We start from the raw sequence: 21,899 nt of genomic DNA, 5'->3' as shown, positions 1-21,899 counted from the left end.
ATATATTTTTCATCGCAATTAGGTTTTAGAACCAAAATCCAATACTGATAAAAGTGTAGCCCCGACTCAATTCGGGCGACCAGGTATACTTAACTTCAACCGGCCCGATAACCGACTCTAAAGCATAGCCAACCGCGTAACCGTTATAGGTTGGTCTTGACAGCCAATTGCCGGTTCGAAACAAATCGTCGGCTACATTAGCATAATTGGCAGCAAAATTGAAGTGGTTTTTTTTGTAGAATTCGTAATCAATGGTGAAACAAGACTTGATGTAACTGTCGGCAGACAAACTCAAAAAATCATAACCGTAAAAGTGTTTGAAGTTGTTGATAGTATTAAAACCATAACCTCCTAAAACAAAATCAAAAAAGTGAACGCTTTCATCGCCAATGGTGAATCCAAGCTCTGACTGTACTTTAAGAGTTACTTTTTTATAAAAAGATTTCACTACGCCGATTTCTCCTTTAGCTATGGAGAAGCGATTGAACTCTCGGGTGTAATCCGTCGAATAAATGAAAGACTGAATGTCTCCCGACAGAAACCACCCTTTCTTAGGGAACAATTTATTGTCGAAAGAGTCATACTTCATATAACCAAATAAACTGGTGTACCAACTTTTTTCAAAAACGGGGTTTACGGTTCCCAGATTGTCAGATTTAATTTTGAGACGTTTCAATTCCACTCCGGCTCCGATGAGGAATTTTTGAATAAATACCGTTTGCATATAAGCCTGATTGGTAAAATCCGAAAAGTCGATATTAATGCTGTTCAAGCCCAATTGGTCCAAAATAGCACCGTCGCGAAAATCGGTTACTACATTTCGGTTAAATTTATTATATCTCGATTTTATCCCAAAGCTCCAGTAAAAGCCGTTATCTATGTAATAATCTAAGTTATAGCGAATGTTATCGCCTAATCCCAAATCCAAAGAAACCACATCGTTTTTGAAGAGCGATTTTTTCTGCGTGATGTTGGTTAACAAGGCACTTTTGTACAAACCGTCGTAGTGCAAACCGAATTTTAAAAATGTTTTGGTGTTGTTTTCGCTCAGGTTTAATTTCAACTCATCTGCACCTTGGTAAGGTTCGATGGTGTAACTAATCCGACTGAAGTTTTGCGTAGCATTAATGTTGTTAATGCCTGTTTTTAAATCGTCATAACTGATTTTTTTGCCATTCTTGAATCGCAGCTTTCCTAAAATAAAAGCGCGGGTATAATTTTCCAAGCGATTAAGGCTAATACTTTTGATGAATAGTGAGTCGCTTTTAACCGGATGTTGGTTCAATGCATATTTTTCCTCCGGATTGGCCAGCTTTTTAATTTTATCAATTTCTAACATCGCAGCTATTTCCCCTTTTTGGATAATTTCTTTCCCTTCGTTGAAAGAGATTACACCGTAATTAGAAATGTCGGGTTTGATGTAAATATCCGTAATCTTCTTTTTCTCGTTCATGCTTTTAATCATGTCCAAGTTGGTAATTTGTACCAAAATTCGGGTAGCGTCTTTTAAAGCGTCTCGGTCTTTCAAATCATCCTGAACGTCAACACCAATTATAATGTCGGCGCCCATTTTTCGGACTTCTTCAGCCGGATAATTATTCACTACACCACCGTCAATCAACACTCTTCCGTCTATTTCAACCGGTGAAAATAAAGAGGGAAAAGCCGAGCTGGCCAATAACGCTTGTGCCAAATAGCCTTCTTTTAAAATAATCCCTTCGCCGGTTTCTATGTCGGTGGCTACACATAAAAACGGAATGGGTAATCTGTCGAATTCACGAATGTGGCGGACTTTATGCGTTAATTTTGACAACAAATTGTAGTTATACATGCCTTTGGAAAGCGCGATGGGAATTCCGATTTTGAATTTGTGAAAAGGCAAAGTCAATGCATACATTTCGTCATTTCGCTTTTCGTAAAAGCTTTTGGAAGAACGCGGAATGTAATCTTGTAGTAATTCGTCGAAATCTGTATGGTAAAAAATGGAATCGATTTGCGTAGCACTGTAACCGGAAGCATACAATCCACCAACCACTGCGCCCATACTGGTTCCGCCTATGTAATCGATTTTAACGCCGGCTTCTTCCAATACTTTCAATACACCTATATGGGCAAATCCCTTAGCACCGCCGCCACTCAAAACCAAACCAATTTTAGGTCTTTTGGTTTGTGTTGAATCTTGTGCCACACCGACTTGAAGAAAAAAGAGTCCAAGAAGCAGCAGTGTAATTTTTTTCATAAACAGAGGTTAGGATTTCCCGATGTTGTAAAATTCGGAAATTTTTTTGGCTTTTGAGGCACCAATAACCTCAGAAATTTCTTTTTCTGTAGCCGATTGCAATCTTTTAACACTTTTGAAATGTTTTAGTAAAGCCAACATGGTTTTTTCGCCTATACCCGGAATGGTTTCCATAGAAGTTTGTAAGGCCGATTTGCTGCGCTTGTCGCGATGGTGCGTAATCCCAAAACGGTGAGCTTCGTTGCGCAAATGTTGGATAATTTTCAAGGTTTCCGATTTTTTATCTAAGTATAACGGTACCGAATCGCCGGGATAAAACAGCTCTTCCAGTCGTTTGGCAATGCCGATAATGGCAATTTTTCCGCGTAAACCCAATTCGTCTAAGCTTTTCAATGCCGATGACAATTGGCCTTTGCCACCGTCAATGATGATGAGTTGCGGCAACGGTTGGTTTTCGTCTAGTAAGCGTTTGTATCGGCGATACACCACTTCTTCCATAGAGGCAAAATCGTTCGGACCTTCCACGGTTTTGATGTTGAAATGACGGTAGTCTTTCTTGCTTGGCTTCCCGTCTTTAAACACCACACAAGCTGAGACCGGATTGGTTCCCTGAATATTCGAGTTGTCAAAACATTCAATATGACGCGGTTCTGTGGGTAATCGCAGGTCATTTTGCATTTGCGCCATAATGCGGTTGGTATGGCGTTCGGGATCTACAATTTGCAGCTGCTTTAATTGCTCCAAACGTTGGTATTTGGCGTTGCGTTGCGAGAGTTCGAGGATTTGTTTTTTGTCGCCGAGTTGCGGTACGGTGACTTTTATTTTATCGCCGAAATCGAGTTCGAATGGCAGGATAATTTCTTTAGAAGTTAAGTGAAAACGCTCTCGCAATTCAACCACAGCCAATTCTAATAACTCTTCATCGCTTTCGTCGAGTTTCTTTTTAATTTCCATCGTGTGTGAACGGATAATGGCGCCGTGTGCAATTTGAAGGAAGTTCACATATGCCATCGATTCATCCGAAACGATAGAAAAAACATCCACATTGGAAATTTTCGGATTTAAAATGGTCGAACGCGATTGGTAGTTTTCGAGCACTTCAATCTTTTCTTTGATTTTTTGAGCGGCTTCAAACTTCATATCGGCCGCCAATTCCAGCATCAATTTTTTAAAATCGCGCAAACTGTCTTTAAAATTGCCTTTCAGAATTTCGCGTATAGCATCTACTTGTTTTTGGTAATGTTCCAACGATTCGTAGCCTTCACACGGGCCTTTGCAGTTGCCGATATGATATTCCAAGCAAACCTTGTATTTCCCAGATTGTATGTTGGCTTTGGATAAATCGTAATTGCAAGTCCGCAACGGATATAATTCTTTGATCATATCCAAAATTGTATTGACCGTCTTAAAATTGGTATACGGACCAAAATATTCCGAACCGTCTTTGACCATTCTTCGCGTTGGAAATATTCGGGAGAAAGGTTCTTTTTTGATGCAAATCCAAGGATAGGTTTTGTCGTCTTTAAGCAACACATTATAGCGCGGTTGCAGTTTTTTGATGAGGTTGTTTTCTAACAACAGTGCATCGGCTTCGGAAGCGACAACGATGTGCTTGATTTCCACAATTTTCCGAACCAACACATTGGTCTTGGCATTGTCGTGTATTTTATGAAAATAGGAGGAAACCCTTTTTTTGAGGTTTTTGGCCTTGCCGACGTATAAAATTTTACCGGCCGCATCGTAATACTGATAAACGCCCGGGCTATCGGGCAAGGTTTGCAATTGCAATTCAATAGAAGGCGTTTCCATAACAACAAAGTTAACGGAAATTGCCTGAAAAGCAAGAACTGTTAAGCCTAACATTTATCATGTTTTTTCCGCATGCAAAGACTTAGTTTTGACAAAATTTTTAGGGATGAAATACTGGAAAAAACTCACCAACAACGAGAGAAAAGATAGAATTGAAAAGGCTTTGCAAGATAACGTCAATTTTTCCAAAGACACTTCTTTGGGATATCCGGCGTCTAAATTAGACAGCAGAGTGTTTAACGATGATGCGCCTTTTTTGAAAGACGCGCCCATTTTGCAAACCTATGTAGCCAATCCTAACAATATTGGTTGTCATACTTTCGGTACTTCCGAAAAAGCTTTTAATGGTACTCAGGAAATCGAGCGGGAAGTGCTGAATGTAATTGCAGTGGATATTTTTAAAGCCGAACCGAATACGTTTGATGGTTATATTTCGCCCGGCGGCACCGAAGCCAATATCCAAGCGATTTGGATGTTTCGCAATTATTACAAGAATAATTATGATGCCAAAGCCGATGAAATTGCGATAGTAGCTTCAGAAGATACGCATTATTCGATTCCGAAAGCCTCGAATTTGCTGCAGTTGGATTGGTTGAAAATTCCGGTTGATTTTGATACACGCACCATTGATGTCATCCAATTGGAACAAATCATCCTAAAGGCCCAAAGCAACGGGAAGAAATATTTCATTACGGTTTCCAACATGGGAACTACCATGTTTGGTTCGGTAGACAATCCGGAAGACTATATTACTGTTTTTGAAAAGCACAACTTGCATTATAAACTCCACATAGACGGAGCATACGGCGGATTTGTTTATCCGTTCAGTAATCAGCAATCAGTGATTAATTTTAGTAACCCAAAAATCAGTTCCATCACCATAGACGCACACAAAATGTTGCAAGCGCCTTACGGAACGGGTGTTTTTATTTGCCGAAAAGGCTACATCGAAAACGTATTGACCAAAGAAGCCGAATACGTGGAAGGCATGGATTTAACCCTTTGCGGTAGTCGAAGCGGCGCCAATGCCGTAGCGGTTTGGATGATTTTGTTTACTTACGGACCCAACGGTTGGTTTGAAAAAGTGAGCGTGTTACAAATGCGAACCCAGTTTTTGTGCAACCAATTGGATGCTATGAACATACAGTATTTCCGCGAACCGTTCATGAATATAGTAACGATTAAAGCGGAGTATATTCCGTTGGTCATAGCCGAGAAATACGATTTGGTGCCACAACAACACGATGAAAATAACCAATGGTACAAAATTGTGCTCATGGATCACGTAGAAGTAGAACATTTGACTACTTTTATAGAAGATTTGATGGCTACTAACTATGTTTAAAAAAGACTTACGCAAAAAGTACAAAGCACTAAGACAAACACTTTCCGAAGCACAAATTGAAGATCAAAGTTTAGCGATTGCCAATCGGTTATTGCAATTAGACGTTTGGGACAACACTTATTTTCATTTGTTTCTGACTATCGAAGAGCAAAAGGAAGTAGACACCGAGTTTGTTTTGCAAATTTTAGCCGGAAAAGACAAAGAGATTGTAGTGGCTAAAAGCGATTTTGATACTTTGGCAATGACCCATTTTTTGCTGACGGACAATACCAAATTTAAGAAAAACGACTACAATATTTACGAGCCAGTAGACGGCATAGAAGTGCCGCCAAGCAAACTGGATGTGGTGTTTGTACCTTTATTGGCTTATGACAGTAACGGAAATCGAGTAGGTTACGGCAAAGGTTTTTACGATAAATTTTTGTCGCAATGCAAAGAAGATGTCGTCAAAATAGGATTGTCGTTTTTTGAGCCTGAAGAAACTATAACCGATGTATCGCCTAACGATATCCGATTAGATTATTGCGTAACGCCCGAAACTATTCATAAGTTCCCAACGACGTTTTCTTAGCAAAGGCTTTTTTGTTAAAGACAATCAATATCCCGACACCCGTGGAAATAGCCATATCAGCTATATTGAAAATGGCGTTGAAAAATTTAAATGGTTCGCCGCCCCAAATAGGCAACCATTCCGGGAAAGTACCTTCATAAATCGGGAAATACAACATGTCGACTACTTTTCCGTGAAATAAGGTACCGTAAGGTTGTTCCGGTGAGAAAGTAGCGATGTGATAACGAGTGCTTTCGTCAAATATAACACCATAGAATACTGAATCGATAATGTTTCCGGCCGCTCCGGCAAAGATGAGTGCAATGGCCACCATCAAATATCTGGAACTGTGTTTGGTGCTGGAGTCATACAACCAGTAACCTATACCGCAGATGGCTAAAATTCGGAAAGTAGTGAGCATTAATTTTCCATATTCGCCCGGAATTTTAGTTCCCCAAGCCATTCCTTCGTTTTCAATGAGCAATATTTTAAACCAACTGGTAACATCTATTTGGCTGGCTTCTCCGTAAAAGAAATTGGTTTTAATGTAAATCTTAACAAATTGGTCAACCAATAAGATAATGGCAATGATTAAAATAGAGTTTCTTAACGACATTCTTAGGGTTTTAATGGCGCAAAAATAGCAATATTATTACATAAAAAGCAGAATAATTTTTTTCTTAGTCAACTCATCCAATACATTTTAGCGCAGTCCGCTCAAGATTGTTTAATTTTACCTTGAAAAGCAACCCAAATGCTTTTTTTTCATCCTGAAAATAATTAAGACCAATACAATAAACGATATGAAAAAAATTTATTCTTTTTTATTCCTCTTTGCAGCCCTTTCAATGGTGTCATGTGACAAAGAAGATGATACAGATTTGGTTAGATTTGCTGTGCCTACGTTAAAATCATTAGCCGATATCAGAAGCAGCGTTTCGGTAACTTCAGCCCAACCAACGCAATCAAACGGGAAAATTTATGTAGCCGAACAGTATTTGTTTTACATCGCTCTGGAATCCGGAGTGCATGTTTTTGATAACTCTAATCCGGCTTCTCCGCAAAACATCGCTTTTATCAATCTGGCGGGTGTACACGATATTGCAGTTAAGGGAAATTATCTGTTTGCCGACAATTTTGTCGATTTGTTGGTGTTTGACATTAGCAACATTCAAAACATATCTTTGGTGCGAACGGTGCCGAATTCGATTGTTTTTTTTCCGCAGTACCCCGAAGATGCGGAGTTTTATGATTATACCGTAAATCCGAATCAGGATGAAATTATCACGGGATTTACCATTGAAATGAAACCGAGACCGCAAGGGCAAGAAGTGGTATTCGCCAATGATGCCTTAGCCGGTTTTGAAAGCTCTAATAGTGGAAACATTGGTGTTGGGGGTTCTTATGCGCGTTTTCAAATTAATAACAATGCTTTGTATACCATTGATTCGTATAAATTGAATGTGTTTAATATAGCCAATCCCGCAGCTGCTTTTTTCGACAAAGAAGTCTACATGACGCAATGGTTTGGTGGCGGTGAATTCGAAACGCTGTTTATTCAGAAAGACATTTTGTTTGTGGGTTCAACGACCGGAATGTACACGGTAGATGCTGAAGACGAGTTCAATCCGTATTTTGTCTCCGGGTTTTCCCATGCTACGGCTTGCGATCCGGTAGTGGTTTTTGGGAATACCGCTTACATCACGGTTCGCGGGGGTTCAAGTTGCGGCGCTATTCAAGATCAAATTAATGTAATCGATGTGACCAACATTGCCAATCCGACTTTGTTATCGACGTATTTATTGAATGAACCTTACGGTTTAGGGATTAAAAACGGCGTGTTGTATGTAGGTTGCGGTACTAATGGTTTGAAGATTTTTAACGCGGCCAACAGTGCCGGTTTGGTTCTGGCTAACAGTTATGCCAATAATGTAAAAGATGTGATTCCGCTCGACAGCCATTTGATTACCGTGGGTGATAATACTATAACGCAATACAGCTACGGACCGAATTTTACATTAACCTTACTCAGTCAGATAACCCTATAAAAAAAGCCCCGAATCTCGGGGCTTTTTTATAATACGATGGTTTGATTTATCGTTGTAAATTTTTGGCTTCGATACTCATGGTAGCATGAGGTACAATTTTCAAGCGCTCTTTGGAAATCAATTTTCCGGTTACTTTACAAACACCGTAGGTTTTATTTTCTACACGGAATAAAGCATTTTTCAAATCGCGGATGAATTTTTCCTGACGAATGGCCAATTGTGAGTTCGCTTCTTTCGACATGGTTTCACTGCCTTCTTCAAACGCTTTGAACGTTGGCGATGTATCATCGGTACCGTTATTCAAATCGTTCATATAAGCACTTTTTATCAAGTCTAAATCGGCTTTTGCTTTTTCAATCTTTGCTAAAATAATTTCTTTGAACTCTGCCAAATCAGCGTCTGAGTATCTTAATTTTTCTTCTACCATAATCGTTACGTAATTATTTAGAAATTAATATTCTTGTTTTTATCTCATCAAATTCTATTTCAGAACCTTCGGTAATCTCATTCTCTAAAACTAAACTCTCGGTTAGTGTCTCCGATTTGATATAGTTTTCATTTTCTTTAATCGCTTGCGCTAAAATCGGATGGTCTTGCAATTGTACTTTAATTTTATCAGTTACTTCAAAGCCGCTGTCCTTTCTGATGTTTTGGATGCGGTTGACCAATTCTCTCGCAATACCTTCGTTTTTCAACGCATCGGTTAGGGTAATGTCTAAGGCCACAGTGATACCGTTTGCATTGGCCACCAACCAACCCGGAATATCTTGAGACGAAATCTCAACATCTTCTAATGATAAAGTTATACTTTTTCCTGAAATTACAAGTGTTAGCTCGCCTTTAGTATCCAATTCGTTAATTTGTTCCTGAGTAAAACTTTGTATCTCTTTGGAAATCAAGCCCATGTCTTTTCCGAAACGGGGACCTAAAGCCTTGAAATTCGGTTTAATTTGCTTCACTAATACGCCTGAAGCATCGTCTAAAAGTTCGATTTCTTTGACGTTTACTTCGGCTTTTATCAGGTCGGAAACCGCTTCAATTTCAGCACGCTGAGTCTCGTCAAGTATTGGAATCATTACCTTTTGCAACGGTTGACGCACTTTAATCATTTCCTTTTTGCGGAGCGATAAAACCAAGGACGAAACCGTTTGGGCTTTCAGCATTTTGCTCTCTAACGATTTATCAACAAAGTTTTCAACCATCACCGGGAATTTTGCCAAATGTACCGATTCAAATTCCTCTGTATGTGTTGCCTGCGTTAAGTCTCTGTAAAGTTGGTCCATGAAAAATGGTGCAATTGGAGCCGATAATTTAGCCACAGTTACCAAACAAGTGTATAAGGTTTGATAGGCGGCAATTTTATCTGTACCGTATTCGCCTTTCCAGAATCTGCGGCGGCACAAACGCACGTACCAGTTACTCAGGTTTTCTTGTACAAAATCGGATATCGCACGAGCAGCTTTGGTTGGTTCGTAATCGGCGTATGCTTCGTCAACGGTTTGGATTAAGGTGTGTAATTCCGATAAAATCCAACGGTCAATTTCCGGTCTTTCGTTCAACGGTACTTCAGCTTCGGCATATTTAAATCCGTCGATATTGGCATATAAACTGAAGAAAGAGTAGGTATTGTAAAGTGTTCCGAAGAATTTACGGCGTACTTCTGCCACGCCTTCGATGTCAAATTTTAAGTTGTCCCACGGATTGGCATTCGATATCATGTACCAACGCGTAGCATCGGGACCGTATTCTTTTAAAGTTTCAAACGGATCTACGGCATTGCCCAAACGTTTCGACATTTTTTGTCCGTTTTTGTCCAATACCAAGCCGTTTGACACCACATTTTTATAAGCAATTTTATCAAAAACCAAAGTTCCAATGGCGTGAAGCGTATAGAACCAACCGCGGGTTTGGTCGACACCTTCTGCGATAAAATCGGCAGGAAAGGCTTTGTTATCGTCGATTAGGTCACGGTTTTCAAATGGATAATGCCATTGGGCATAAGGCATAGCGCCCGAGTCGAACCATACGTCAATCAAATCGGCTTCGCGTTTCATCGGTTGGCCCGATGGCGATACCAAGATGATATTATCAACCACATTTTTATGCAAATCGACTAAGTCGTAATTGGCTTCGCTCATATCGCCGATGGTGAATCCTTTATATGGATTTTCGGTTTGGAAACCGACGGCGATGGATTTTTCGATTTCAGTATACAATTCTTCTACTGAACCGATCAGCATTTCTTCGGTGCCGTCTTCGCTTCTCCAAATAGGCAATGGAATACCCCAATATCTGGAACGCGATAAGTTCCAATCGTTGGCATTCTTCAACCAGTTTCCGAAACGACCTTCTCCGGTAGCTTTAGGCTTCCAATTGATGGTATCGTTAAGGTCAAACATGCGGTCTTTGATTTCGGTTACTTTGATGAACCAAGAATCCAACGGATAGTATAAAATAGGTTTGTCCGTTCTCCAACAATGCGGATAACTGTGTACGTATTTTTCAACCTTAAAGGCTTTGTTTTGCTCTTTCAGCAAGATGGCAATTTCTACATCTACTGATTTTTCAGGTGCTTCGCCTTCGTTATAGTATTCATTTTTGACATATTTTCCGGCGAACTCACCCATTTGGGCTACAAATTTCCCTTGCAAATCTACTAAAGGAACAGGATTGCCGTTTTCGTCTAACACCAACATAGGCGGTACTTCCGGCGTGGCTTCTTTGGCCACTTTGGCATCATCTGCACCGAAAGTCGGCGCGGTGTGTACAATTCCGGTTCCGTCTTCGGTAGTGACGAAATCGCCCGAAATTACGCGGAAAGCATTTTCCGGATTTTGATACGGCAAAGTGTACGGCAGTAATTGTTCGTAGCGGATGCCTACTAAATCAGCGCCTTTGGCTTCGGCTAAAATTTGGTATGGAATCTTTTTATCTTCTGATTTGTAATTCGCAAAATCAGCTTCTGTTTCCGCAACAAAATATTTACCGCCGAATTGTTTTCCGACTAAATTTTTAGCCAGAATCACATTTACCGGTTCAAAAGTGTATTGGTTGAACGTTTTGACCAAAACGTAGTCAATTTTTGGTCCAACGGTTAATGCGGTGTTGCTTGGTAAAGTCCATGGCGTGGTTGTCCAAGCCAAAATATGAATATCACCGAAGCCTTGTAAAAAGTTCGGTAAGGTTTCTAATTTTGTTTTGAATTGCGCTACTATCGTCGTATCGGTTACATCGCGATAAGAACCCGGCTGATTTACTTCGTGCGAAGACAACCCGGTTCCCGCTTTGGGCGAGTACGGTTGAATGGTGTAGCCTTTGTAGAGTAAGTCTTTGTTGTAAATTTGTTTGAGCAACCACCAAACCGTTTCCATGTATTTGGATTTGTAGGTCACATACGGATCTTCCATATCTACCCAATAGCCCATTTTTTCGGTTAGGTCGTTCCAAACATCGGTGTAGCGCATCACGGTTCTTTTACATGCTTCGTTGTATTCGGTCACCGAGATGGTTTTGCCGATGTCTTCTTTGGTGATGCCTAATTCCTTTTCGGTACCTAATTCAACCGGCAAACCGTGCGTATCCCAGCCGGCTTTGCGTTTGACTTGGAAACCTTTCTGAGTTTTGTAACGACAAAAAATATCCTTGATGGCGCGCGCCATTACGTGGTGAATTCCCGGTAAGCCATTGGCCGACGGCGGACCTTCAAAAAACACATAAGGAGTAGCACCTTCACGGGATGTGACACTCTGTTCAAAGATGTTATTTTTTTTCCAAAATGCAAGAACTTCTGAGGCTACCGTTGGCAGGTCAAGTCCTTTGTATTCAGTAAACTTAGTACTCATTTTTATCGTTTTCTTAAATCAGTTTGCGAAAGTAATAAATAGTTGTGAGTTATGGGTTATGAGACAGGAGTTTTTGCGTTAGCGATTGCAACGGAAATCCTTTTTTTGGTGATTTTCCATTGAATAAGTGGATGGTCTTTAAAAAAGATTGCAGTGGAAAGCGCGGCCCGGAGGGAAACGCCCATAAAATTTTAAGCGAAAACCTCTTTTAAAACTTCCAGCGATTTGGGTTTTTTGAAGCCAACCAGATGAAAAGTATAGTAATCCAATAGTATTTTGAGCAAAAGTTGTCGTTCGCTACCGTTGAAGACTTTTTGCGAGCTGTCGAATTTTAAGTCGATTAGTTTTTTGAACAAACGGGTTTCGTTTTCCGATAAGCAGCCCAAAGTTAAAAATGGAGAAAAATAGCCTTCTTTCACTTCAAAAAAGGGATAATCTATTTCGGAAGTATCAGGATAAAAGCCCATGAATTTGGTGATTTCCAGCAACAATATTAGGTGGAAATTAGACGTTTCTTCATGCGTATCGAGCCAAAGTAAGGCCGTTTCCAAAAAGGTGAACAAGCGGTCGTTTTTTTCTTCTTCGTGTATGCTGTGGTGGAGCATTTCGGAGAGAAAAATAACTATAGTGCTTTTAATGATGTCGGTGTTGATAGTTTGGAAAGCGTGCGCCAGTTTGATTTCTTTGAAATGCTCTAAAGTGCCTTTGTTTTTGTGATTGGCTTCGATTTCGAGTAGCGTTAACGGCTGAAAGTAGGCGATTTTTTGGTTCGATTTTTTGGCTGAGAAAGCATTCGGCACAAAATAGCTTTTTAAACCATCACTTTGCGTTAAGCATTTAACAATCAGGCTTTTTTCCTGATATTTTAGCGAAGAAATGACAATGGCTTTAGTTTTGACTAGCATTTTTAATTCTATTTTCCCTGACAGAAACTAATGCAAAAGTAATCAGGATTAATTGTAGCGGCATCATGTAGCGCGAACAATTAACCGGGCCTGTTGCCAAAACATAGTAAATAATAAAAACCAGAAAAAAGTACTCTGAGAAACTTCTTCCTTTTTTGGAGTAAAACTTGAAAAAGTACATCCATTTAAAAATTAATACCAGCAGGATTGGAATCAGTAGTAAATAGATAAAAAGCAACGACTTATCTTTAAACAGCGAAAAAATGGATTTGTTGCCGTTTACAACTTCCAAAAAGCCTTGATTTCCATCTTCTTGGCCAACGAAAGTCATTAAATCAAACCTTCCGGGGTCGAATATACCTCTAACACCGGTTCCTAAATGGTATAAGGTGTATGGAAAAAAATGGGTAGAAATTTCTTCTAAAGCTATTTTTCGGAGGGCATGGTCTTTTTGTAGTGGATTTTCTGTTTTTATTGATTGAGTAACTTGTGAAAGCCAATCGTCTGCCTCTTTTTTAGATTGGTTGTAGGCTTTAAAGTAGTACAAATTATAATGAATAAGGTTAGTGTTTTCCATTGATGAAAAGTGTCTATAACCAAATCTGTTTAGGTTATAATTGGAATAAAGCAACACTGTAATAATTGGTAATAAAACCCAAAAGTTAAATCGTTTTACCTTAAAATAGTAAAACAACATTACAACGAAGTTTACAAATACAAAGGGATAGAAAACAGGTTTTGTAAATGCTAATAGTAGGATTATGAGTTGCGCATATTTGATGGTTTTCCAGCTGAAATGTACGGTGTACAGGTAAAACAGTAAGGTTACCAAAAACAGCACAACCAATTCAGACATTATCAGTTGTGAATAAATAAAAACTGAAGGCGTTAAAACGATTAAAATTAAAGCAGATTGTTTTTTAATCTTGTAAAAATCAAGGATTTTAAAGAATAAGTGAAAGGTAAAACACAGCAGTATAGATTGGAAAAAAATGATAATGTAAGGACTCAGTGTAATTGTTAATGATAAAAAAAGAGGATAAATCAAAGGTCTTTTGCTGATTACCGGATCATTTACAGAGAAGTAATTGCCTTCTAACAGGTACTTGGCAACTTCAACGTACTCATGAGAATCGCTCAGATAGAAATTGCCACTCATTACCCTGAATACAAGTATAACTAAGTAGAAAAAAAGTAATGATACTACTGTTTTATCTGCCCATAAAGAATTATCTTTTCTTCTCTTCATGATATTCTTCTTCTGTATTGATGGCCCAAATGTTTTCTTTGGAGGTAATGCCTTTTTTGATGTTTTGAACAGCTTGCATTGCTGTTAGCATAGAATGGTCTTGATTGTTGTATTTATGCATTCCGTTTCGGCCAACCAAAAATAAATTAGGGATGGTGTCTGTAAATGCTTTAACCTTGAAAAATTCAGAGTAAGCGCCAAAATAAGCGGGGTATGTTTTGGGTACTTTTATGGCAACGGCATCTAAAACGTTTTTCTGAGATTCTATAAAACCCAATTTGACTAATTCCTGAGTAGCCAAGTCTATTAGTTGTTTGTCTTCGAGTTCCCAAATGCCATCACTTTCATTACAAAAGTATTCTAATCCCAGCCAAGTGGTATTGGCCTCTTTAACCAAGTATGGACTCCAATTGTTGAATACTTGTATTCTTCCGACTTTCACATAGTTTTCCTGAATATAAATCCAATTGTCGTCGAGTTTAATTTTTGTCTCGTTTAACAAAATCCCGATGGTTATAAAATCCCTGTAAATCAGGTTATCAGCGATATATTTAGTTTCAGATAGGATTTCGAATGAAAAAGCATTAAACAAATCTTTTACAGGCATAGTTGAAATGCAGTAGTCAAATTCGATGGTTTCTGCCTTTTCATTTTTGGTTGTTATTACCGCAGAAGTTAAATTTCCATTGCCATTAAGTTGAATAACCCTACTGTTTTTGTAAAGAACACCGCCTTTTTGTTCTATCAGCCCCGCTACCTTTGTCCATAGTTGACCCGGCCCGTATTTAGGATATAAAAAATATTCAATTAATGAAGTTTCTGTATTTTTTTGGTTTATATCCTTTTTTCTGAAAGGTTTTTTTATAATGTCAACGATTGTCTTTGTGATAGAAAGGCCTTTGATTCTTTGTGCTCCCCATTCAGAACTGATTTCTTTACACGAGATGCCCCAAACTTTTTCGGTGTAGTCTTTAAAAAACGTTTTATACAAGCGATTTCCAAATCTGTTTATAAAAAAATCCTCGAGTGATTTTTCATTCTTGATAGGAAATAATACACTTTTAAGATAACTCAGAATTATTAAAGTAACATTTTTAAATCCCAATTGTCGGATTGTTTGAAAACTCAATCTAATGGGATAGTCATAAAAACATTTTTGGTAGAAAATCCTAGAGATTCTCTTTCTTACCAGGAAAACATCCTCTAAATCATCTTTGTTTTGATTGATCTTAATTGTGGAATGTTGATTTTGATAGGAGATTTGTATGGTGTTATCAGCGGAATGAATAGGAAGGATCTCTTGCCACCATTGCATTACGACATCTGATTTTGAAAAAAACCTATGGCCGCCTATATCAATACGGTTTCCGTTGTGATTTTCTGTTCTGGAAATTCCGCCCCATAAATCGGTCGCTTCTACTACAACAGGTTGAATGTCTGTGTGTTTTAACAACTCGTAAGCTGCCGTTAGGCCGGCGGGTCCGCCACCAATAATTAATGCTTTCTTCAAAATAATTTATCTGATTATCATTACTTTTTTTACAGTGGTTTCCGCTGCATCTTCGGCGGCGATGAAAATCATGTAAACGCCGGAAGCCACTTTGTATTTGCCGAAAGCAGTTGTATCCCATTCGATGGTACCACCGGTTGAAGTGGTTTCGTAAACCAAATTGCCCTCGATATCGGTGATTTTGATATTAGCTCCGGAAGTTAATCCGGCCACTTTAACGGTTCCAACAAATTCCGGGCGTACCGGATTAGGATAGACATAAACGTCTTTTAAACTATCGGCCGGTTTGGTTGCGGTGCCTTGAAACGACACCATACCTTTATCCGTTGCAAAGAAAATTTCTCCGGTTTCGGCATTGATGTCAATGTCGTTAATCACGTTGCTGGGTAAAGGCGAATTGTCTTTAGTAAAATGATAAATAGTTTCTTGTCCGTTTGGAGAAAAAAGAAAAGCCCCGGAATCGGCGGTACCAATCCATTTTTCGTTGGAGCCGTTGACTTCAATGTCGGTGATGAATTGCTCGAATAAAAGTTCTTGGGCCAAACCGTCTTCTAAAATGATAATAGCGTTGGCTCGCATTTGCTCTGTGCCATTATAACTTCCGGTGCTGGATAATACCCTAAGTCCTTTGTTGGTGCCAATCCAAACTTGGTTTCGATTGTCGATTGCAATGGCTCTAACGTCTTTGGAAGGTAGGTTTCCGTTGTCAGGACCTTCTGTGATTTTTTTGAATTCGTTTACAGACTCATTAAAGGCAATCACACCGTCGAGATAAGAAGCTATCCATTTGGTTCCAGATCTATCGATAACAATTTTGTTGAAATTGGCTTCGCCGAAGTTGTCTAAGATGTTTTCCATATTATACGACTGCCATTGTCCGCTTGATCGGAGTACTTTCAAGCCGTTTTTGATTCGGCTGTTGGTTACCCAAAGATTTCCGTTTCGGTCAAAAGCAGTGCCGTTAATCCTTACACTGGTATCTGCGCCGGTTCCTAATGATTCTAAACCGCTATTGTTGTGGTCCCACAAAACGGTGGGAATATCATTTTCCAATTTCAGTAATCCTTTGTGAAAAGAACTAATGAATACTTGGGACTCGTTATTAGGATTTACAGTGATTTTAGATAAATCATTGGCCCCGAACACCTCAGAAAAGGGAATGAAAGACCAGCCGGTTTCGCCTTTTTTACTGATGCCTTCTTCATTTAAAGGAAACGGATTGTAAAAGATGTCGTATTCACCATAAACCGCCCATAAATTGGCAGATGCACTTTTAATGGCTATAATGTTATTTTTTGCAGGGCCGTCTGGCATGATGAATTCGAGGTTGGCGGGAGCGCTTAAAGGAGCAGTTAAAATTCCGTTTTCGTCTGTGCCTATGTATATGATATCATTGATAACTGTAGCAGCGGTAAATGTTACAGGTGTTGTGGTTATTTGATTGCTTTGTATATGGGCAACTGTATTGAGAGCTGTATTAAAAATATAAACATGGTCCGATGAGGTCGCAATAGTATATTGGTTTGTGGCTCTGAAATCTCTGGAAGCCTGATTGGGTGAAGCCAATTCTTCAAAGTAAAAACCATTGTATTTATAAATTTTATTGTTGGCATTATAGCCTATTAGCTGGTTGTTGAAATTGACAAGGCCATACCAAAAACCACCATCATAAAGGCTCCATTGCGCAAAATCAACTAAATTAGGGTTTGACAGATTAGCTTTGCGAATACCATACAGTTGTGATACGGCGTATATTTCACCGTTAAAAACAGTAGTTTGATAAATTTTGATTTCCTGACCGTTGGGACCGATGAAATAAGTGTCGCCAAATTCGAGCGTTGCTAATTTATATTGTACTACGCCAAAGTCACAGGAAATGTATAAAACACCCTCATGTTCGGTAAAATGATTGACTTTTTTGATGTTGGCCGGAATATTTTTGTTGATGATGTCTACTACGTTTAGCATGCTTCCGTCGATGTCGTTGATGACAATCAGCAACCCATTTTCGTAACCTACTATTGTTTTTTGGAATGCGTCGCTATGATATAGTGCAGAGATTGTTTGTCCGGATAATCCATCTATAGTGTTGATGGTTTGGATGTCGTTAGATACTATGTTCTTTGTAAAAAGAGCGTTTTCAGAAGCCACATAAACTTTGGTTGCTGATTCGGATAGGTCTTTGATTTGGTTATATGAAAAATAGCCTTTCCAATTTTGGTTTTGTTGTGACCAATTCCATTGGAATGCGAAGAGCAAAAAGTAAAAAAGGCATTTCTTCATGGGATAGCAATTTGACACAAATATAGTATAAACGTAAAAAATATTGCTTTGGTATTTCAATTCAATAAAAAAGCCTCCGTTTCCGGAGGCACTTTTTGTTTTTTGGTTGGTTTTATTTGGTCTATACAACGCCTTGGGCTAGCATGGCATCGGCTACTTTTACGAAACCGGCAATGTTAGCGCCTTTAACGTAATCCACATATCCTGTTTCGTCTTTACCGTATTTAACACAAGCGGTGTGAATGTTTGCCATGATTTCTTTTAATCGTTGGTCTACTTCCTCGGCGGTCCAACTCAGACGCAATGAGTTTTGAGACATCTCCAAACCTGAAGTGGCAACACCACCGGCATTAGAAGCTTTCCCGGGAGCAAACAAAATTTTGGCATTCAAGAATACTTCAATCGCTTCCGGAGTAGAAGGCATGTTGGCGCCCTCGGCTACACAGATGCATCCGTTGGCTACTAAAGTTTTGGCTTCTTCACCATTTAACTCGTTTTGGGTAGCGCAAGGTAAAGCGATGTCGCATTTTACTTCCCAAGGACGTTTTCCGGCTACAAATGTTGCATTTGGATATTTTTTCAAATAGTCAGAGATTCTTCCGTAGTTTACATTTTTGATTTCCATGATGTAGGCCAATTTCTCAGCGTTGATACCGTCAGCATCGTAAATGTATCCCGAAGAATCCGAAGCCGTAACTACTTTGCCTCCCAATTGAGTTGCTTTTTCGATGGCATACTGAGCTACATTTCCGGAACCTGAGACAACTACTGTTTTTCCTGAGAAACTGTCACCTTTGGTGGCTAACATGTTTTGAGCGAAGTAAACATCGCCGTATCCTGTTGCTTCCGGACGGATTAATGAACCTCCGAAAGTGATTCCTTTTCCGGTAAGTACTCCGGTAAATTCATTTCTCAATTTTTTGTATTGACCAAACATGTAGCCAACTTCTCTTCCGCCTACGCCAATATCACCAGCGGGAACGTCGGTGTCAGCGCCGATATGTTTGGCTAATTCGGTCATGAAGGCTTGACAGAATTTCATGATTTCGTTGTCTGACTTTCCTTTCGGATCAAAATCCGAACCTCCTTTTCCACCACCCATTGGCAATGTGGTTAAACTGTTTTTGAAGGTTTGTTCGAAAGCTAAAAACTTTAAAATACTTAAGTTTACAGAGGGGTGGAATCGAATTCCTCCTTTGTAAGGTCCGATGGCAGAATTCATTTGGATTCTGTAGCCGCGATTTACCTGGGTATTTCCGGCATCATCAATCCAACAAACGCGGAACATGATTACCCTTTCAGGCTCGACCATTCTTTCCAAAAGCATTTTGTTTTGGTATTTTTTGTTTTGTTCAATAAAAGGAATTACGGTTTCCGCAACTTCCTTGACTGCTTGCATGAATTCAGGTTCGTGCCCATTTCTTTGGGTTACTAATTGAATAAACTCGTTGATACTTTGTGACATAAAATATACTGTTTAATTTTAAAAAAGAGTTTTTTGAAAACTCCGACAAATATACGTTTTATTGAAAAAAAGGGGGTGATTATTTGAAAATTCTCAAGGCTCTCGGACTTGTTTTTGATGTGTCTGAATCGAATTACTATTAAATACTGATGTTAATTTTTTTGCTTTTTTCTTATATAAACCAACAAATTTTTATTTTATTTTATAAGTGAATGATGTTTTTATATATTTGTCGAGAATTGAACTTATTAGTATGCAAATGCCCAAAAAAATCATTGTAACTGTTCTCTTACTGTTTGCATTTTCAAAAAACGCGGTAGCCCAATTTGGGTTTTCACACGAGGTTGGGGTTATAGTTGGTCCTGTTGCTTTTCAGTCAGATTACGGTGAGCGGCGTAATTTTGCTACCAATGCCGGAAATACTGGTTACGGTATAGGATTGATACATTACTTGAATTTTTCTTATCGCGCTGAGTGTAATTGTTATACACCCGAGACATATTTTAATGACCATTTTAAATTGAGAAGTGAGCTATCGTATAATAAAACGGAACTACAGCATTTTGGTCGTTGGGTTGATCCAGACAAAACTTCGTTGTTTGCTAATCAATTAAGAGCAATGAGAGGGAGTACTTCGGTAACTAACGTTGGAATGCAATTAGAATATTTTCCTTTGAGTATCAGAGATTTTTCCTCAACTATCGGGGCTTGGGCACCATTCATCAGTTTGGGAGGCCAATTTAGTTTTTATGACCCGGAAGCTTATTCTTTGCTTGGAGACGGAACCTTGGATGATTTTTTAACAACACCGATTAAATATTTCGGAGGCACTACAAATCAAGGTGGTACGGTATGGTCCATTGTAGGAAGTGTTGGAACAAGATATAAGTTAACCGAGCTCTCTGACTTAATGGTTGATTTGCGATTTCAATACTATTTTTCCAATTGGGTTGACGGTTTGAATCCCGATCCTAAGGTTTACCTTGAAAACAGGGCAAACGATTGGAATGTTTGGTTTAATGTGGGTTACATCTATTATTTGCAGTAGGTCTTTATTAATCCTCTGCCGCTTCTTTGTAGTCAGGATATAAAAACTTGTTGTAGGGAAATCTTGTGATGTGAATTTCTCTTACAGCTTCGTATACTTTTTCCCTGAATTCCTCGAAATTTTCTTTATTAGTTGCTGAAATGAAAAGCGCATTTTTTTCTCCTACGTTGTGCATCCAAGTGGTTTTCCATTCTTCTAAAGTATAGTGCTTGGTGGTTTTTTCTGTAATCAAATCATCGGCTTCAATTTGCAAATGCTTGTAAGCGTCAATTTTATTGAAAACCATGATGGTTGGTTTATCGTTGCTTTTAATGTCTTGTAATATCTGATTTACTGAAGTAATATGTTCTTCAAAATCAGGATGCGAAATGTCTACAACGTGCAATAATAAGTCGGCTTCTCGAACTTCATCCAAAGTACTTTTGAAAGATTCGATTAGTTGTGTCGGTAGTTTTCGAATGAATCCAACAGTATCCGATAAAAGAAAGGGTAAATTTTTGATTACTACTTTGCGAACTGTTGTGTCGAGTGTTGCAAATAATTTGTTTTCTACAAAAACTTCACTTTTACTGATGACATTCATTAAAGTAGATTTGCCCACATTGGTGTAACCAACTAAGGCCACTCTAACCATGGCACCGCGATTACTTCTTTGTACTGCCATTTGTTTGTCGATAGTTCTGATTTTTTCTTTGAGTAAAGCAATTCTATCCCGAACAATACGACGGTCAGTTTCAATCTCGGTTTCACCCGGACCTCTCAAACCAATTCCTCCTTTTTGGCGTTCTAAGTGTGTCCACATACCTGACAACCTTGGTAGTAAATATTGGCATTGTGCTAACTCCACTTGGGTTCTGGCGTATGAAGTTTCGGCTCTTTGCGCAAAAATGTCCAAAATCAGATTGGTTCTGTCCAGAATTTTACAATCTAAAATTTTGGAAAGGTTTTTTTGTTGAGAAGGAGATAATTCGTCATCAAAAATGACGGTAGAAATATTGTTTTCTTTGATAAAAACATTGATTTCCTCAATTTTACCTGTTCCGAGAAATGTTTTAGGATTAGGTTTTTCAAGTTTTTGAGAAAATCGCTTGATAACTTCTCCACCCGCAGTGAAGGTTAAGAATTCCAGTTCATCAAGATATTCTTTTAGCTTCTCTTCGTTTTGGTTTTGGGTAACTATTCCTACCAAAACAGTGCGTTCAAAATTTATAATTTCTTTTTCTAACATTGTCTAGGATTGAGAAGCAAAAGTAATGATATCAATCTAAACTTTAGGCATATTTATTTTACGAAAAAATAACGATATGTTTAATATTATTTCAAAAAAAATATATTTGGCATTTTTTTGATAATTTTTACTAAATTTGGAACTCAAAATTCTAAAAAAAACTCAATTAAACAACTAAAATTTTCATTTCATGAAAAAAACTACATTACTAATTTTGTTGATGTTCTTTTCTGTTATTGGTTATGCTCAAATGGCAGTGGAAGGATTCGAATCAACTACCGGTCCGGATGCACTTCCTTCCACTAACTGGACTTTAGGAACCGGAAACTGGGCTGTTTTTGACAATGGTGTCGGAGTAGGTCAGCGATGGGGAATCAA

General features: G+C 38.7%; 16 protein-coding genes. 5 read left to right on the top strand and 11 right to left on the bottom strand.

What is annotated here, in order from left to right; translation table 11 throughout:
• Positions 1-25: 25 nt before the first annotated feature.
• Positions 26-2,239, bottom strand: a complete 2,214-nt coding sequence (locus Q0M21_RS01150) for a patatin-like phospholipase family protein (protein ID WP_295333517.1) — start codon at positions 2,237-2,239, stop codon at positions 26-28.
• A gap of 9 nt (positions 2,240-2,248) precedes the next feature.
• Positions 2,249-4,048, bottom strand: coding sequence for an excinuclease ABC subunit UvrC (uvrC, locus tag Q0M21_RS01145; protein WP_295333514.1), 1,800 nt, complete (start codon positions 4,046-4,048; stop codon positions 2,249-2,251).
• 106 nt (positions 4,049-4,154) lie between these two features.
• Here uvrC and Q0M21_RS01140 point away from each other — a divergent pair, with 106 nt between their 5' ends.
• Together Q0M21_RS01140 and Q0M21_RS01135 are read left to right on the top strand one after the other, a co-directional pair.
• On the top strand, positions 4,155-5,393 hold the full coding sequence (locus tag Q0M21_RS01140) for a pyridoxal-dependent decarboxylase (RefSeq protein WP_295333511.1): 1,239 nt from the start codon (positions 4,155-4,157) through the stop codon (positions 5,391-5,393).
• Positions 5,386-5,964: a 5-formyltetrahydrofolate cyclo-ligase gene (locus tag Q0M21_RS01135; RefSeq protein WP_295333508.1), complete on the top strand. Its 579-nt coding sequence runs from the start codon at positions 5,386-5,388 to the stop codon at positions 5,962-5,964. Before Q0M21_RS01140 ends, Q0M21_RS01135 begins: the two co-directional genes overlap by 8 nt.
• Here Q0M21_RS01135 and Q0M21_RS01130 read toward each other — a convergent pair.
• A complete protein-coding gene (locus Q0M21_RS01130; protein ID WP_295333505.1) occupies positions 5,933-6,559 on the bottom strand; it encodes a lipoprotein signal peptidase in 627 nt (208 codons plus the stop codon). The genes Q0M21_RS01135 and Q0M21_RS01130 overlap by 32 nt on opposite strands.
• A 187-nt stretch (positions 6,560-6,746) precedes the next feature.
• Here Q0M21_RS01130 and Q0M21_RS01125 point away from each other — a divergent pair, with 187 nt between their 5' ends.
• Positions 6,747-7,991, top strand: coding sequence for a hypothetical protein (locus Q0M21_RS01125; protein ID WP_295333502.1), 1,245 nt, complete (start codon positions 6,747-6,749; stop codon positions 7,989-7,991).
• A gap of 46 nt (positions 7,992-8,037) precedes the next feature.
• On the opposite strand, the gene Q0M21_RS01120 is transcribed toward Q0M21_RS01125, so the two are convergent.
• The 7 genes from Q0M21_RS01120 to gdhA form a co-directional block, all read right to left on the bottom strand.
• Positions 8,038-8,418 (bottom strand): TraR/DksA C4-type zinc finger protein, encoded by a 381-nt coding sequence (locus Q0M21_RS01120; RefSeq protein ID WP_121312043.1) that lies wholly within the window; start codon positions 8,416-8,418, stop codon positions 8,038-8,040.
• 13 nt (positions 8,419-8,431) lie between these two features.
• Positions 8,432-11,833 (bottom strand): isoleucine--tRNA ligase, encoded by a 3,402-nt coding sequence (gene ileS, locus Q0M21_RS01115; protein WP_295333498.1) that lies wholly within the window; start codon positions 11,831-11,833, stop codon positions 8,432-8,434.
• A gap of 191 nt (positions 11,834-12,024) precedes the next feature.
• Entirely contained in the window at positions 12,025-12,738 is a 714-nt protein-coding gene (gene recO / locus Q0M21_RS01110; RefSeq protein WP_295333496.1) for a DNA repair protein RecO, read from the bottom strand.
• On the bottom strand, positions 12,722-13,987 hold the full coding sequence (locus Q0M21_RS01105; protein ID WP_295333494.1) for a hypothetical protein: 1,266 nt from the start codon (positions 13,985-13,987) through the stop codon (positions 12,722-12,724). Before Q0M21_RS01105 ends, recO begins: the two co-directional genes overlap by 17 nt.
• Positions 13,968-15,497 (bottom strand): NAD(P)/FAD-dependent oxidoreductase, encoded by a 1,530-nt coding sequence (locus Q0M21_RS01100; RefSeq protein ID WP_295333491.1) that lies wholly within the window; start codon positions 15,495-15,497, stop codon positions 13,968-13,970. The genes Q0M21_RS01105 and Q0M21_RS01100 overlap by 20 nt, the downstream gene beginning before the upstream one ends.
• Positions 15,498-15,503: 6 nt before the next feature.
• Positions 15,504-17,780 carry a two-component regulator propeller domain-containing protein gene (locus Q0M21_RS01095; protein ID WP_295333489.1) on the bottom strand — a complete coding sequence of 759 codons (2,277 nt, stop codon included), beginning with the start codon at positions 17,778-17,780 and terminating at the stop codon, positions 15,504-15,506.
• A gap of 121 nt (positions 17,781-17,901) precedes the next feature.
• A complete protein-coding gene (gdhA, locus tag Q0M21_RS01090) occupies positions 17,902-19,245 on the bottom strand; it encodes an NADP-specific glutamate dehydrogenase (protein ID WP_295333486.1) in 1,344 nt (447 codons plus the stop codon).
• 259 nt (positions 19,246-19,504) lie between these two features.
• Between gdhA and Q0M21_RS01085 the strand changes: the two genes are divergently transcribed.
• Complete coding sequence (locus Q0M21_RS01085; protein WP_295333484.1) at positions 19,505-20,293, top strand: glutamate dehydrogenase; 789 nt, start codon at positions 19,505-19,507, stop codon at positions 20,291-20,293.
• Positions 20,294-20,300: 7 nt separating this feature from the next.
• Here the strand turns inward: Q0M21_RS01085 and hflX are convergent, their stop codons facing one another.
• Positions 20,301-21,521 carry a GTPase HflX gene (hflX, locus tag Q0M21_RS01080; protein ID WP_295333482.1) on the bottom strand — a complete coding sequence of 407 codons (1,221 nt, stop codon included), beginning with the start codon at positions 21,519-21,521 and terminating at the stop codon, positions 20,301-20,303.
• A gap of 190 nt (positions 21,522-21,711) precedes the next feature.
• Between hflX and Q0M21_RS01075 the strand changes: the two genes are divergently transcribed.
• The coding region (locus tag Q0M21_RS01075; protein ID WP_295333480.1) for a hypothetical protein at positions 21,712-21,899 on the top strand (188 nt) is incomplete at its 3' end.

Origin of the sequence: Flavobacterium sp., from assembly GCF_024710485.1 — a bacterium.
In the GTDB taxonomy this organism is placed as follows: Bacteria; Bacteroidota; Bacteroidia; order Flavobacteriales; family Flavobacteriaceae; genus Flavobacterium.
The sequence above is the reverse complement of the archived record's forward strand: the minus strand, read 5'-3'. Positions and strand labels throughout refer to the sequence as shown.